The 14735-nt window shown below is 57.7% G+C and carries 13 protein-coding genes, 1 tRNA gene and 1 rRNA gene; 2 read left to right on the plus strand and 13 right to left on the minus strand.

Annotated features, from left to right (window positions below; translation table 11 throughout):
• From ACYU7Q_RS16615 to rpmH, 10 genes are all read right to left on the minus strand, one after another.
• Positions 1-83 (minus strand): 16S ribosomal RNA (locus ACYU7Q_RS16615); the annotation flags it as partial.
• Between the two features lie 659 nt (positions 84-742).
• A complete protein-coding gene (locus tag ACYU7Q_RS16620) occupies positions 743-1945 on the minus strand; it encodes a serine hydrolase (RefSeq protein ID WP_460610566.1) in 1203 nt (400 codons plus the stop codon).
• Between the two features lie 203 nt (positions 1946-2148).
• Positions 2149-3417: a hypothetical protein gene (locus ACYU7Q_RS16625; protein WP_460610567.1), complete on the minus strand. Its 1269-nt coding sequence runs from the start codon at positions 3415-3417 to the stop codon at positions 2149-2151.
• 69 nt (positions 3418-3486) lie between these two features.
• Complete coding sequence (locus tag ACYU7Q_RS16630; protein WP_460610568.1) at positions 3487-4818, minus strand: APC family permease; 1332 nt, start codon at positions 4816-4818, stop codon at positions 3487-3489.
• Between the two features lie 275 nt (positions 4819-5093).
• Positions 5094-5621, minus strand: a complete 528-nt coding sequence (locus tag ACYU7Q_RS16635; RefSeq protein WP_460610569.1) for a DUF2480 family protein — start codon at positions 5619-5621, stop codon at positions 5094-5096.
• 81 nt (positions 5622-5702) lie between these two features.
• Positions 5703-6395: a tRNA threonylcarbamoyladenosine biosynthesis protein TsaB gene (gene tsaB / locus ACYU7Q_RS16640; protein ID WP_460610570.1), complete on the minus strand. Its 693-nt coding sequence runs from the start codon at positions 6393-6395 to the stop codon at positions 5703-5705.
• 5 nt (positions 6396-6400) lie between these two features.
• On the minus strand, positions 6401-7006 hold the full coding sequence (locus ACYU7Q_RS16645; protein ID WP_460610571.1) for a hypothetical protein: 606 nt from the start codon (positions 7004-7006) through the stop codon (positions 6401-6403).
• 75 nt (positions 7007-7081) lie between these two features.
• Entirely contained in the window at positions 7082-8776 is a 1695-nt protein-coding gene (locus ACYU7Q_RS16650; protein WP_460610572.1) for a S41 family peptidase, read from the minus strand.
• Between the two features lie 30 nt (positions 8777-8806).
• Positions 8807-9256 carry a ribonuclease P protein component gene (locus tag ACYU7Q_RS16655; protein WP_460610573.1) on the minus strand — a complete coding sequence of 150 codons (450 nt, stop codon included), beginning with the start codon at positions 9254-9256 and terminating at the stop codon, positions 8807-8809.
• Between the two features lie 158 nt (positions 9257-9414).
• The gene (rpmH, locus tag ACYU7Q_RS16660; protein ID WP_046246180.1) at positions 9415-9573 is read right to left on the minus strand and encodes a 50S ribosomal protein L34; all 159 of its coding nucleotides are present in this window, start codon (positions 9571-9573) and stop codon (positions 9415-9417) included.
• 143 nt (positions 9574-9716) lie between these two features.
• Between rpmH and ACYU7Q_RS16665 the strand changes: the two genes are divergently transcribed.
• Entirely contained in the window at positions 9717-11450 is a 1734-nt protein-coding gene (locus ACYU7Q_RS16665; RefSeq protein ID WP_460610574.1) for a M61 family metallopeptidase, read from the plus strand.
• Between the two features lie 75 nt (positions 11451-11525).
• Here the strand turns inward: ACYU7Q_RS16665 and ACYU7Q_RS16670 are convergent, their stop codons facing one another.
• The 3 genes from ACYU7Q_RS16670 to ACYU7Q_RS16680 form a co-directional block, all read right to left on the minus strand.
• Positions 11526-11876: a hypothetical protein gene (locus ACYU7Q_RS16670; RefSeq protein ID WP_460610575.1), complete on the minus strand. Its 351-nt coding sequence runs from the start codon at positions 11874-11876 to the stop codon at positions 11526-11528.
• A 37-nt stretch (positions 11877-11913) separates the two neighbouring features.
• Positions 11914-12855, minus strand: a complete 942-nt coding sequence (locus tag ACYU7Q_RS16675; RefSeq protein ID WP_460610576.1) for a carbohydrate kinase family protein — start codon at positions 12853-12855, stop codon at positions 11914-11916.
• 110 nt (positions 12856-12965) lie between these two features.
• A tRNA-His gene (locus ACYU7Q_RS16680) sits at positions 12966-13039 on the minus strand.
• Positions 13040-13274: 235 nt separating this feature from the next.
• Here ACYU7Q_RS16680 and ACYU7Q_RS16685 point away from each other — a divergent pair.
• On the plus strand, positions 13275-14684 hold the full coding sequence (locus ACYU7Q_RS16685) for a DEAD/DEAH box helicase (protein ID WP_460610577.1): 1410 nt from the start codon (positions 13275-13277) through the stop codon (positions 14682-14684).
• Positions 14685-14735 lie beyond the last annotated feature (51 nt).

Genomic DNA, 14735 nt, shown 5'->3' on the forward strand with positions numbered 1-14735 from the left:
TGGTATTGCTACCACCGTTCGACTTGCATGTATTAGGCCTGCCGCTAGCGTTCATCCTGAGCCAAGATCAAACTCTCCATTGTAAAATGTTTCTACACCATGCCGAAGCATGGCTGATGTCGAGTGCGAATCCGACTCGTATTGACGAGTTCATGTTTCGTGTTACGCTTGTAATTGCTGCTACTTGCCTTGCGACTTGTAGCCCTTACTATTTGTCTTTTCCAACCATTCAAAGAACGTGTGTCACTTCCAATTGAGGTGACCGTGTGGCCGTTACCAGCCTGTATTTCTCGCTTCGCTTTCCCCTCTCTTGCAATTGGGAGTGCAAAGGTAAGAAGAAGTTTTGAATTGGCAAGCGACGCAGTGAAAAAATTTATTTTCTCATTTCGCTTTTCAATCCGTTTCCGCCTCCTATCGAAGCGGGGTGCAAAGGTAAGGCACTTTTTTCGGCTTTCACAAGGCTTTCGAAAGTTAATTTTCTAGGGCTTTTGCGAAGCAGCACGGGTGGCAATACAAGTATGGCGCACGTGAAGTTCCTGACCTGTCAATTTTTCTGTGAAGCAGTTGCTGTGGCAGAACCCGATGCCCTGTTGGCGATTGGGAGTGCAAAAGTAGGAGGAATTTTTGGGGTAGCAAGGGGTAGTGAGCAACTTTTTCTGGGAGCAGACGTAGCGAGGACGATTTTGACGTGACGGAGCATTTGGAATCAGAGACTTATGGAGCGGCGGGATTTTAGAAAATTTTAGCGGATTAGCTCGGGGGCAAAGAATTCGGTGAGGTTGGGACGGTATTGGCGGGGGCGTTGGGACTCGTATTGCTGGATTTGGCGACCTAATTGGGCGAGGAATGGGAGGCCGATGCTGTCGTATTCGTAGGCGCCGTCGTTGATAATGCCGTCTTTATTGACGTAGAGGACGGCGCTGAGGAGGAATTCGGACTGGTGGAGGGAGTCGGCAAAGTAGGCGACATCGGCGAGGTAGCCGTGCGACATGCCGACAATGTTGTAGATGCGGAGGGCGGATTGGTGGGGGATTACGGGGTTGCGGCCGTAGTAGAGGTATTTTTTGTAGGCGTCGAAGTAGCGGGCGGGAGCATAGAGATGGAAGCCGGACTCGTGCGGGGCGGCGTGGAGGTAGCGGCGGAGGAAGGCGTAATCGGCGGGGATGAGGCGGAGGCGTTGGGCGGCGGGGACGGATTCTGGGAAGAGAATGCTTTGGAGGAGGGCGGTAATGTCGGGGAGCGGGAGGTGGTTGGCGGTGGTGAAATCGTACGGTTCGGGGATGACACGGCGGCCGGCCTGATGGGCGCGGCCTTTGAGGACGCGGCCGAGGGGGCTGGTGTAGGGCGTGGGATTGTACTGGGCGGGCTGCTTATATAAGGTATCGCCTTGGGGGGTATGGAAGCTGACGGGGTTGGTGTGGCGGTTAGCGGCGGTGTCGCAGGGGGCGAAGCGGCGGGTGATGCGGGCGTTGGGGTAGCCTAACTCTTGGAGGCGCTGGTTGAGGGGGCGCTGGCCGAGGAATTCGTAGAGACGGTTGTAGGCGACGTTGTCGCTTACTAGGAGCATGCGTTTGATGTAGTTGCCGACGGTGGCGGTGCGGTCGGAATCAGCGGGGGCAGCGAAGGGGACGGGAGTTTGGCAGCGATAGGCGGTGCCGGTGGCCATGATGGTGCGGCGAGTAACGTTGGGGTTGTGGAGGTCGTTGAGCTTTTCGAGGGAGAGAGCTACGACGGGGAGTTTAACCAGACTTGCGGGGTTGAAATATTGCTGGGGATTGAGGTGGTAGGTGTGGGGCGTGAAGGTGGGACGGTTTTGGGCGTCGCGATTGATTTGGGTGTAGATGATTTGGAGCTCGTATTGGGGGTTGGTGGCGACGCGGGATAATTGGGGGCTGGATTTTATCAGGGAGTCTAAGAGTGGGGAGTCGACGGGCGCTAAACTCACCCCCCGGCCCCCTCTTCCGTGGAGAGGGGGAGCCAGACGGCTGCTTGCAGCTAGGGTGATTAGGGTGGTTATTGATAGCAGAAAGGCTACTCCTATTATATAGTATAGGGAGGGGTAGGATTTATGGGGTGCCTTCATAGGATATAGAAATAAAAAGGGCCGTGATGTTGCCACCACGGCCCTGTGGGGCAGTTTTGAATTGCTTAATCGGCCAGGGGGACCAGGCGTTTGGCGAGGAGGAGGTTGGAATCCGTTTGGCGCCAGTTGTAACCAGTGCCGAAGGGGAGCGGTTTGGGTTTATTCACCGTGTCGCGGTAGGCGGCGGTAAGCTCGGGCTGGTATTGCTTGGCGAAGAGGTTGATGGGGCGGCGGTAGGTACCGTAGTAGTTGAACTGCCAGGCGCCTTTCTGGAAGTACTTCATGGCGATGCCGGAATCGTCTTGCAGGATGTAGCGGCTGCGGCGGAGGACGGTTCGGCGGACTTTATTGAAGTAGGACTTATGCATGAGGTAGGTGGCCGACTTCACGTAGGTGGTCAGGGGGCCGAGGTGGCGCACAAATTCCAGGGGGGCACTTTTGGCAGTGAGCTTCCAGTCGCTGAGGTCGGCAGAGAAGTAGTAGACGGTTTTGGGCTGGCCGTCAGGGCCGCGGAGCTTCATTTCGACTCCGGGGATGGATTTGGGGTCGGGGGTTTGGGTGGTGTCTTTGGGGGCGTCCTGGAGCTGGCCGGCAGCATCGAGCTGCACGGGGCGAATGGCAGTGATTTGGTTGCCGGTGCGGGCAGCGAAGAGCATCATCAATGGCAGGGCGCCGTCGAGCTCAACTGATTTCAGGTCCACGGCCATGTCGTTGGTGCGGAAGAAGCTGAAATTGAGCACCGACCAGAGCGAGGTTTTGACGGTGGGGAGCAGCTTGGGGTTTTCGAGGGAGGCGCGGGCGGGGACGCTGCCGACGGGCTCGAGGCCCATCAGGACGTAGGTTTGGCTGGTGGGGAACATCGTGAAGACGTTCAGGAAATCGGGGCCGCTGAAAGGGTAGAAGATGGTGGGGCTGTTGGCGTGCACCGAATCGAGTTCGGTGTTGGCCCACTTGGTCATGCGGGTGGTGTGGGTGGCGCGGTATTTCTCCCAGCTTTTATCCTGGTCTTTGGCGAAAGCCTGCCAGGCGGGGGTAGCGGCCAGCGTGGTGAGGTCGCTGTGCTGGCTGGGTTGCAGGCCGCCGAGGAAAAGGGCCACATCCTGAGCGTAGGCGGTATCCGGGGCGGTGAGGCGGTTGGGGCGTGGGGTGGCCTTGGTAGCCGAGGCGACCGGTGGTGCTGATGTGGTAGAATCGATGGCATCGGCCGTGGTGGCCATAGTTTCTTCCTTAGCAGCGGAAGCGGCGGTTTCGGTTTTGGTGTTCGACTCGGAGCAAGCTGAGAGCAAGAGCAAGGCGGCGGGCAGGAGCCGAAGCGCGGCGGTGCGGAGGGACATTATAGATGGTATGATGAAAAACGGTGGGCTGCTGAAGTGCCCAATGAAGCTGCAAGTTACAGAAGTGCCTTAGCCTTGGGCAGCGGCGGAAGAAACGGGCAGGCGCGCAGTGAGGAAATAGACCAGCGCGCCAATGGCCAAGGTGACCAAGCCATAGAGCGACTCCCAAGGCTTGTCGCGCAGAATAAAGAACAAGGTCCAGCCGCTAAGCGCAAGGAAAATAAGGGGGGTGATGGGGTATCCCCAGGCGCGGTAAGGGCGCGGCAAATCGGGCTGGCGGAAGCGGAGCACGAACAAACCCAGCACTGTGAGGAAGGTGAACAGGTTCAATACAAAGCCCGCGTAAACCAGCACGCCCTGGAAACTCGGCTTCAGAATAAAGGCCAGGGTGATTACAGTTTGCAATAAAAGAGCCCGCAGAGGAATGCCGGCGCGGCTTTTGGGAGCCAGGAAACGAAGGGCGGAGATGTCCTCCCCCATCGTTTGGACGATACGGGGGCCGGCAAAAACCATCGAGCTAATGGTGGAAACCAGTAGCGCCGCAATAACGCCGCCCATCAATCGGCCGCCGAGTGGGCCGAAAAGCGAAGTAGCCGCTACAAAACCGACTTCGACCTGGCCTTTTAAACCATCTATTGAAGTGGACCGCAAAAACACATAATTCAACCCCACATATAATAGGAGGACGACGGCGGTGCCGGCCAGCAGGATGCGGGAGAGGTTACGCCTGGGATTTTCGATTTCGCCGGTGACGTACACGGCGGCGTTCCAACCGGAGTAGGCGTAGCTTACATACACCAAGCTCACGGCAAAAGCGGGGCTGAGCAGGGACTGCCAACCGGCAGCATCGGGCAAGAAGCTAATGGTCTGTCCTTCTCCTACCACCATGCCTGCCCCGATAAAAACAACCAGTACACCAACTTTGAGGGCGGTAATGATGATTTGCAGACGGCTGCCGACGCGGGTGCTGCTGCCGTGAACGAAGGTGAGCACCAGCACCACGGCCACTGAAAGCCACTGCGGATGCAGGCCCGGCCATACGCTTTTGGCGTATTCGCCCAGGGCCAGCGCGGCCAAAGCCGTAGGGGCCGCAAAGCCCACCGTGGCCGACACCCATCCGGAGAGGAACCCCAACGCGGGGTGGTAAATCTGGCTTAGATAATGGTATTCGCCCCCCGAACGGGGCATAGCCGCCGCCAACTCAGCGTAGCTCACGGCCCCGCAGAGGGCAATGAGGCCGCCCACCAGCCACAGCATCAGCAGCGCGAAGCCGCTTTGGATGCCCATTACCTGAAACCCAAGGCTGGTGAAAACGCCCGTGCCCACCATGTTGGCAATGACGATGGCCGCGCCGGTGAGAAAGGTGATTTTGTAGGGACTAACCGGAGAGGAAGTGGGCATAAAGCAAGGTTGGCGGAAACCCAAAAGTACAGCCCGCTACCCTGTTCAAACAGCTTGCCCGCTCCTTCAAACACTCTGCCCGTGCTCTCAAACCCCTCCCCGCCCCTTCAAACACTGTTCCCGGCGTTACGAACACTCTTCCCGCTCCTTCAAACCCCCTCCCCGACCTTACGAACACTCTTTCCGCCCCTACAAACACTGTTCCCGGCATTGCGAACACTCTTCCCGAGGTCGGGGAGAGTGTTCGCAATGCCGGGAACAGTGTTTGAGATGCCTTATTCCACCACGCTGGCGGCTTTTGGCTTTTTGTAGAGCGGCACGGTGCTGCACGGCTCGCCGTACATGATGCTGCTGGTGACGGGGAGCAGCTTTTGCATGATGGCGACATAGGCGAAGGTGGGCACGGGCACGTTGCCGCAGCCTTTCACCACCACTTTAGCGTCGCGGTATTCTTCGGTATCAATGGCGGCAATGGCTTCTTCGAACAGCGACTGCTCCAGGGCGTTGAGGTTGCCGAAGACGTAGCGGTGGGCGTGGCCCTGGAGTTTGGTGGCGAGCAGCATGTAGGCCCAGGTGGGCACAATGGCATCGGCCGAGCAGATGATGGCGACGTTTTTGCCGTCGTACTGCGTCCAGTCGTTGGTTTTCACGAACTCGCGGAAGTCCTTTTCGCGCAGCATCAGGCCGTGGAAGAGGTTGTCTTTGATGTCGTACACCACCCGCTCGCCGGGGTGGAGCATTTCTTCCAGGTTGAGGGTAACAAGGCCGGAATTGGCAACGCGATTGACGAAGAGGGGTTCCATAATGTAGCGCGGACTTTTAGTCCGCGATGTGAGGATTGATGAAGGCGCCGTTGGCTCTGACTCGCGGGCTAAAAGTCCGCGCTACTTTGCTTTCGGTGTGGTCGTGTACACTTCTTTCAGATAAAACGGCTCGTAATACGCCACGTCCTGAAATTCCTGCCGGTGATACGCGGCGACGGCCAACGCCCCCACCGCTACCGCCGACGGCTCGATGCCCGTCAGGAAACCGGCCTGCGCCGAATCTCCCAACAGCGCCTGAAACTTCGCCGCACCGTGACCGAAGAATAACACGGAATGGTGGGCCAATTGTTCGGCCAGCGTATCGGCGTCGAGAATAAGGGGCGTAGGTGCGAGCACCTCCTGGCCATCGTGGGTGTAGAGCGCGGCGTAAACTTCCTGCCGCCGGGCATCCAGCATGGGACAGAACAGGTAATTCTCGGGACGGGCGGTGCCGGCGGCCACCTGTGCGGCCAGTGCCCGCAACGTACTCACGGCCACCAGCGGAATATTAAGCGCGAAGCACAGCCCCTTGGCGGCGGCGGCCCCAATGCGCAGGCCGGTGTAGGAACCGGGTCCGTCGCTCACGGCCACAGCGGCGAGGTCGGCCAGCTGGTGACCGGTGTTTTCGAGCAGCTGCTCGATGAGCACGGTAAGATGGGTGGAGTGCGACTTATCGAGCCGCAGCTCGGATTGGCCGACCAAGGAGCCGTCTTCGAGGCGGTGCAGGGCCACCGAGCAGACGGGCGAGGAAGTTTCGAGGGAGAGAAGAAGCATTTTGTTTACTCAGCGCTAAAATTCGGATTCTGACTGATGTAGTCTTCTATAACTTCGTCCAATGAGTAGTCTTCATCATCTTCAGAAAAATTATCGATGTATTGCGCTAACTCTTCCTTGGAAAAAGCCGGACTGATTAGGACTTCATAAATATGCTCCGCTAAAAGCTGTTCAAGAATTGATTTATAATTACCAATGAGAACAAAATCTACTTTCTCAGGCCCTTCGTCACAATTCCAAAACTCATAACGAATGACACTTCTGGCTTCTAGTGAAGTGTAGAACCATGCATCAGCATGCTGATTATGGCTCCAAGAAGTTGTGTGAGCCCGGAATCTCCAGAGAAACCCATTCTTGAAATCATCGATTCCAACTAGCTCCTCTGAAAAATCGGGTATTCCCCAAGCTTCCCGGTTGGCTTTAAAATTCTCCGCATTCTGATTCCGAATAAAAGCCGCTCTGCTTTTAGAAACTTCAGTTTCTAAAGTTTCTAATTGTTGCGCAAGCTTTAATCTCAATTTATTAAATTCGCCAACATTCTCTAACTCTGTTGGTGACTCAACAACAGATGCCAAAATGCTCGGCTGCTTAACAAGCTCTTCAATTGACATTTCTCAATTACTCATAGGAGACAAAAAAAGCAGGCACCTTTCGGCGCCTGCTTTTCTACTTAACGCAGCTCAAAATTACTTCGTCCCCGCCGATTTGCGGGCGCTGGCGGCCTGGCCCGTGGGTTTCAGCAGCGCGGCGTAGCGATTTGGGTCATTCAGGACGGCGATGGCGGCGATGATATTGGGGTCGTCGTCGAAGCCAGCTTCCGTCCGGCCTTTTTCGAAGTAGTAGCGCGACACGATTTCCTGCTCCAGCAGCTCCTTGATTTCGGGCTTGAAGCGCTGCAGGTCGTTGGCCTTGTTCACGGTCACTTTCTTGCGGATGGCTTCGAGCTCCAGCTTCACGTCGTCGTAGTGCTTTTCCTCTTTCACCTTCTTGCTGAGGTCGGTGAGGGCCTTTTCGGCGTCGGTGCTGTAGCTGATGTTCTTGCCCTGCAGGTAGGTTACGAACTTCTGGTAATCCACGTCCGAGAGCTTGAACTGACGGGCGGGCACGATGGTAGGGTGCTCGGCGCGGTAGCGGGTGGCGTAGTCGAAGAGGTAGCTTTTCTGGAGCAGAATGCGGGTAATGTCGGCGATTTCGCGGTCCTGCACTTCAATGTCGGGAGCCACGCCGCCGCCGTCGTACACGGTGCGGCCGGCGGTGGTTTTGAAGGCCGTGCGCAGCGAATCGGGGAATTTGCCCAGCGTGCCGTCGTCGGCGCGGTGCGCGTAGTCGATTTCCTGAATGCAGCGGCCGCTCGGGATGTAGTATTTAGCGGTCGTCACCTTCAGCTGCGAGTTGTAGCTGAGGGGGCGGGTGGCCTGCACGAGGCCCTTGCCGAAGGTGCGCTCGCCCACGAGCACGGCGCGGTCGTAGTCCTGCAACACACCCGACACGATTTCCGACGCCGACGCCGAACGGTTGCTCGTGATGATGGCAATCGGAATCTGGGTGTCGAGCGGCACGTCGAGGGCCTTGTAGGTCTTGTTCCACTCCGTCACCTTGCCCTTGGTGCTCACCACGTCGAGGCCCTTGTCGATGAAGAGGTTGGAGATATTCACGGCTTCATTCAGCAGGCCGCCGGGGTTGTCGCGGATGTCGAACACGATTTTCTTCGCGCCCTGTTCCTTGAGCTTGGTCACGGCGGCGCGCACTTCCTTGCCCGCATCTACGGTGAAACCGCCGAGCTGGAAGTAGCCCACGTCGCCGGAAATCATGCCCACGTAGGGCACGTTGTCGACCTGAATCTTATCGCGGGTAATGTCGATTTCGATGGGCTTGTCCTGACCGTAGCGCGTCACCATGAGCTTCACCATGGAATTGGCCTGGCCCTTGAGGAGCTTACTAATGTCGGAATTCGACTTTTTATCAACCACTACCCCGTTGATGTCGAGGATTTCGTCGCCGGGGAGCAGGCCGGCTTTCTGGGCCGGGTAGCCTTCGTAGGCACTTTGCACCACGGTTTTGCCGTTGCGCTTCACCACCGAAGCGCCGATGCCGCCGTACTGCCCGGTAGTCATGGTGCGGAAGTCCTCGATGTCGTCCTCCGGAATGTAGTTGGTGTAGGGGTCGAGCGAGCGCAGCATGGCGTCGATGCCCGTTTTCACCAGCTTGGCGGGCGTGACCTCGTCAACGTAATAAGTGTTGACTTCCTTGAAGAGCGTGGCGAAAATGTCCAGGTTCTTGGCAATCTCGAAGTACCGCTCATTATCGGAAGCGGCGCGGAACGATACCAAACCCAGCGTGCCCACGGCCAGGGTAGCGAGTAGCTTTTTACGGATAGTCATACAGAATACGGGTAGCGGGTCAACACGAATCTAAGGAGCCGGCGGTGAAGCGGGTGCTGCTTCAGTGGTCGTGCCCAGCAAACGATGGAAAGCGGAAATTAATTTTTTTTCCACCAACGTTAGCGGACTTTTTTCCTTCCCCGTGAAGATAATACCCAGCAGAGCGATTTCGTGCCCATTAGGTTGCTCCGTAAGCCGATATTTATTGAGCCGATACGCCTCACGAATGAGCCGCTTGAGCCGGTTGCGGTCGACGGCCCGCTTGAATGTGCGCTTGCTCACGCTGATGAGCACCTGCGGCGGGGCCGTGGTGGGCGCGGCCGCTTTTATCCAGACGATGCGCAGCGGGTAAACGCCGAAAGAGGAACTCTGCTTGCTAAAAAGCTCTTCGATGAGCTTCTTGCGGCACAGGTGCTCCTCTTTCGGGAAGGTATATTTTCGGGCCGCCAGCGGGCCACTGGTAGCGGTTGGCTCGTTCACGTTGCTTACCTGTTGGGCCGCTGTGGCGGCAGCAAAGCCCCATTATGGAAATGCCTAAAATAGCGAAGCCGCATTGCAGCGACAGAAATAACGCTGTCTCAGCAATGCGGCAATCTGCTAACCAGGCGCTCAGCGCGCTTGGCTAACGGCTATGAATACTAGCGCTTGTGCTTGCCTTCGTCGGATACGGTGAGGCGCTTGCGGCCTTTGGCACGACGACGGGCCAGCACGTTGCGACCGTTGGCGGTTTCCATACGGAGACGGAAGCCGTGCTTGTTAACGCGCTTGCGCTTCGAGGGCTGATAGGTACGTTTCATATCAAAAAATCTTAAAAAGACGAGTTTCGAGTTGGGCCGGCAAAGGTACGGGCTTTGTCTGGAAAAGACAAGGGCCTCAGCCACTTTTACGCGGGGCACGTTAGCGGGCAGTAGCTTTAGGCCCGTTTAACCCCGTTTTGGCGATGATTCACTACCGCGTTTCCTACGAAAATCCGCTCACGTTTTACCTGCAAATCCAGCTCACGCTGGACGTAGCCGCCGATGCCACCGCCCCGCTGGAGCTGCAGTTGCCCGCTTGGCGCCCCGGCCGCTACGAGCTGCAAAACTTCGCCCAGAAGATTCAAAAAGTGGTAGTTGAGGACGCCACTACCAGCCAGTCCCTCCCCTACCGCAAGCTCACCAAAGACCGGTGGGAGGTGCCCAACGCGGCCGGCCGCACCATTCGGGTGCGCTACAACTTCTACGCCCACCAGATGGATGCCGGCGGCTCCTGGCTCGATGAGACGCAGCTGTACCTGAACCCCGTGCAGGCGCTGATGTACGCCGAGGGCCGACAGCTGGAGGAATGTGAATTGGCGCTGGCGCTGCCGGAGAGCTGGCAGGTAGCGTGCGGCCTGAAGCAAACCGCGCCGAACGTGCTTTCCGCGCAGAATTTCGACCAGCTGGCCGACTCGCCGCTGATTGCCAGCCCCACGCTCACGCACGAGGAATACGAGGCCGGCGGGCTGCCTTTCCACGTCTGGGTGCAAGGCGAGGCGCTGGTGAACTGGCCGAAACTGCTGGCTGATTTCAAGGCATTTTCGGAAGAGCAGCTGACGATGTTCGGCGGCTTTCCGGTGGCGGATTATCACTTCCTGAACCAGTTTCTGCCCTACAAGCACTACCACGGCGTGGAGCACCACAACTCCACGGTAATTACGCTGGGGCCGGCCGAGCTGATTATGAGCGAGGGCCTGTACAAGGAATTGCTGGGCGTGAGCTGCCACGAGTTGTTCCACACCTGGAACATTAAGAGCATCCGGCCCGCCGAGATGCAGCCCTACGACTACAGCCGCGAGAACTACTTCCGCACCTGCTTCATCGCGGAGGGCATCACGACCTATTACGGCGAGTACCTGCTGGCCCGTAGCCACGTCCGCACGCCCGCGCAGTATTTTGAGGAGTTGAATATTGTGCTCCGCAAGCACTACGACGATGCCGGCGGCGAAAACCTCTCGCTGGCCGACGCCAGCATGGACCTCTGGCTCGACGGCTACAAGCCCGGGGTGCCCGACCGTAAAGTGTCGGTGTACCACAAAGGCGCACTGGCTGCTTTAATTCTGGATTTAACCATCCGACAGCTTTCCGGCCACACCCGCAGCCTTGATGACGTGATGCGGCGACTGTACGACGAATTCGGCAAAACCGGCATCGGCTACACCGAGGCCGACTACGTACGTATTGTGAACGAAGTGGCCGGGCGCGACATGCACGCTTATTTCGACAAGTTTATCTACGGTACCGCACCACTACAGGAACCGCTCGACCGGGTGCTGCACACCGTGGGCTGCCAGCTGCTGGTCGGCGAAAACGCATCCGCCTCGGAAGGCAGCTTCGGTTTCCGCACGGTGGTGAAGAACGAGCGGACGGAGGTAACCGCCATCTGGCCCAACTCGCCTGCCGCCACTGCTCTGACTGTGGATGATGAAATCGTAGCCGTGAACGGCCGCCGCGTGGACATGAACCTGCAATGCCTGCTCAGCAGCGGTGCGCCGGCCTATGAGGTAACGGTATTCCGCCAGAACCGGCTGCTGACGGTGACGCTGGCCGCTACGCCGGGCGTCAGCTTCGGGCAGCGCTACATGATTGATAAGCTGGAAACGGCCGATGCGGCGCAGCAGCGCGGGTTTCAGCAGTGGCTGGGGTGGGAGTTTTAGCCTGAATCCAAGACGCAGAAAAGCCCCGCTGGACGAATCCAGCGGGGCTTTTTCAATGCTCAGGAAAATGCTGACTTAGTGCTTTGAGTCGCCGCCTTTACCCACTTTGCCTTTGTCGACGGACATCGGTTTGTTGCCTTGCGGGTTGTTGCGGATATTATCTACGCCTTTGCCAGCGGTGTTGCCGTCGGTGGTGTTGCCGTGAGCCGATACTTTGGTTGTGTTCGGCGATTGCACTTGGGTGCTCTTCCGTTTCGTATTGGCCGCTGGGTTAACGGACGTTTTTTCGTTCTGAAGGTCGGTGTCTTTCTTAGCGAGTCCCATGGCGAGTTCAAGGTTAGGTGGACGATAGAAAGGTGTACCCTTCTGCGGTAAAAAAGTTGCGCCCCAAGGCAACGCGTTATTACGCATTTCCTTGGGGCGCATTTTTCAAAATCACGCGGCCGGAGCCGTGTCAGGTAGGCTAAGCCGGCACGTTGGCAATGGCCGAAGCGGGCACCACTTTCACCAACTCAGCAAACTGAGCTTCGCGGGCCTCCACTTCCTCGGCGCTCAGATTCAGCAAACGCTCGGTGCCGAATTTCTCGACGCAGAACGAGGCCATGGCCGAACCGTGGATGACGGCGCGCTTCATGTTTTCGAAGCTGATATCGTCCGTGGCGGCGAGGTGGCCGATGAAGCCGCCCGCGAACGTGTCGCCGGCACCGGTTGGGTCAAATACTTCTTCCAGCGGCAGCGCCGGGGCGTAGAACACCTTGTTCTTGTGGAAGAGCAATGCGCCGTGCTCGCCTTTCTTAATGATGAGGAATTTCGGGCCCATGGCCAGAATTTTCTTGGCGGCCTTCACCAGCGAGTATTCGCCGGAAAGCTGGCGGGCTTCTTCGTCGTTGATGCTCAGCACGTCCACCATTTCAATGGTGGCGATGAGCTCTTCGAGGGCAATGTCCATCCAGAAGTTCATCGTGTCCATCACAATCAGCTTGGGACGGTTCACGAGGCGCTGAATGACGAGGCGCTGCACCTGCGGGGCCAGGTTGCCCAGCATGAGGTACTTGCAATCCTGGTAAGCATCCGGGATGATGGGGTCGAAATCGGCCAGCACGTTGAGCTCGGTCACGAGGGTTTCGCGCGAGTTCAGGTCTTTGGAGTAAATGCCCGACCAGAAGAACGACTTCTCGCCTTCCTTGATTTGCAGGCCTTCCACGTCCACGCCGTGTTCTTCGAGCAGCAGAATATCGGACTGTGGAAAGTCATCGCCTACCACGGCCACCAGCTTCACCGGTTTCAGCGAGTAGGACGCCGAAAGGCTGATGTAAGTGGCGGCGCCGCCGATGATTTTATCGGTTTTGCCGAAAGGCGTTTCCAGGGCGTCGAATGCGACGCTGCCGATGACGAGCAGGCTCATGCAGGTAAAATGTGGTGAATAAAAACGGTTGGATTAAAGCCGCATTAAAACGGATTCAAAGCAAGCAACAAAAAAGTCCCCGGAAAATTCTCCGGGGACTTTTTCTGATGGGTAAATAATGGGGCTCGAACCCACGACCTTCGGAATCACAATCCGACGCTCTAACCAGCTGAGCTATATCTACCAGGTTTGTTTTGGTGGTGCAAAGATAGAAAAAGAAGCGGGAAGTGGCAAAAAAAGTTCTGGGAAGCCGCTGTGTTTTGTTTAGGAACGTCAGGCGGAGCGCCGCCGACGCATCTCGCTCGCGTCGTTCAACGGGCTGGGGTACTGCCGCCCGCGAGATGCATCGGCGGCGCTCCGCATAACGTTCTTTTATAACTGTGAAGGAAAACGCGCCGCAAAATCCCGACCTTTGCCGGATGGAACCCAATACCACCCCGTCGTTCAACGATTTCAAACTCAACAAACAACTGCTCACCGCCGTGGCCGAGGCGGGCTTTACCGAGCCTACGCCGGTACAGGTTCAGACCATTCCGCTGCTGCTGGCCGGGCACGATGTGCTGGGCATTGCCCAAACGGGTACCGGCAAAACGGCCGCCTTCGGCCTGCCGCTGCTAATGAAGGTAAAATACGCCCAAGGCAACAACCCGCGGGCCCTGGTGCTGGCCCCCACCCGCGAGCTGGCCATGCAGATTGAGAAGCACCTTAAGGCGCTGGCGGTGAACACTGACCTGCGCATTTTCGCCATTTACGGCGGCCTGGGGCCGAAAACCCAGATTGAAACCATCGCCGAAGGCCTCGACATACTGGTGGCCACACCGGGCCGGCTACTCGAAATTTACCTGAAAGGCGCCGTCCGGCTCACCGACCTGAAAACGCTGGTGATGGACGAGGCCGACAAGATGATGGACATGGGCTTCATGCCCCAGATTCGGCGCATCCTGGAAATCATCCCGCGCAAACGGCAGAATGCGCTGTTCTCGGCCACCATGCCCGACCGGGTGACCACGCTAAGCGAGGAATTCCTGGAATTCCCGGTGCGGGTAGAAGTGAGCCCGCCGGCCAAAACGGCGTCCACGGTATCGCAGGTGCTATACGAGGCGCCCAACCTGCTCACCAAAATCAACCTGCTGCATTATCTACTCTACCGCGACATCGACACGATGACGCGGGTGCTGCTCTTCTGCCGCACCAAGCAGCACGCCGACCAGGTGGCCCACTTTCTGGAGCGCAAGGCCCCGGCCGGCGAGGTGCGCGTGATTCATGGCAACAAGGGCCAGAATGCGCGCATGAACAGCATGGATTCGTTTAAGGCCGGGGAGGTACGCTACATGGTGGCGACGGACGTGGCCGCGCGCGGCATCGACGTGCCGCAGGTGACGCACGTTATCAACTTCGACGTGCCGATTGTGCACGACGACTACGTGCACCGCATTGGGCGCACGGGCCGAGCACAGCACATCGGGGCGGCCATCACCTTCGCCAACGAGGCGGAGATGGTGCACATCGGCGAAATTGAGCAGCTTATCAACCAGAAAATTGAACTGCTGCCGCTGCCCGAAGAAGTGGTGGTAGAGGAAACGCCCTTCGAGGAGCAGCAGAAAATGGGCCGCGAGCTCGACGACCGCCGCAAGAAGCTCGACCCGACCTTCAAAGGCGCTTTCCACGAGAAAAAGGAATGGATTAAGCCCGGCGTGACGATTGACAAGCGCACCGGCAAGCCCTTTGTGGAAGGCCAGAAAAAGAGCACCAAGGGCTCGAAGGCTTTTGTAGGCAAGAAGGGCGGCTCGAACCCCGGCGTGAAGGCACTGAAGCGGCGCGGAAGATAGAAGAGTTGAGTTTTGAGGGTTGAATGTTGAGTTAAATCGTTTCTTAGCTCA

The organism is Hymenobacter terrigena (assembly GCF_054776515.1).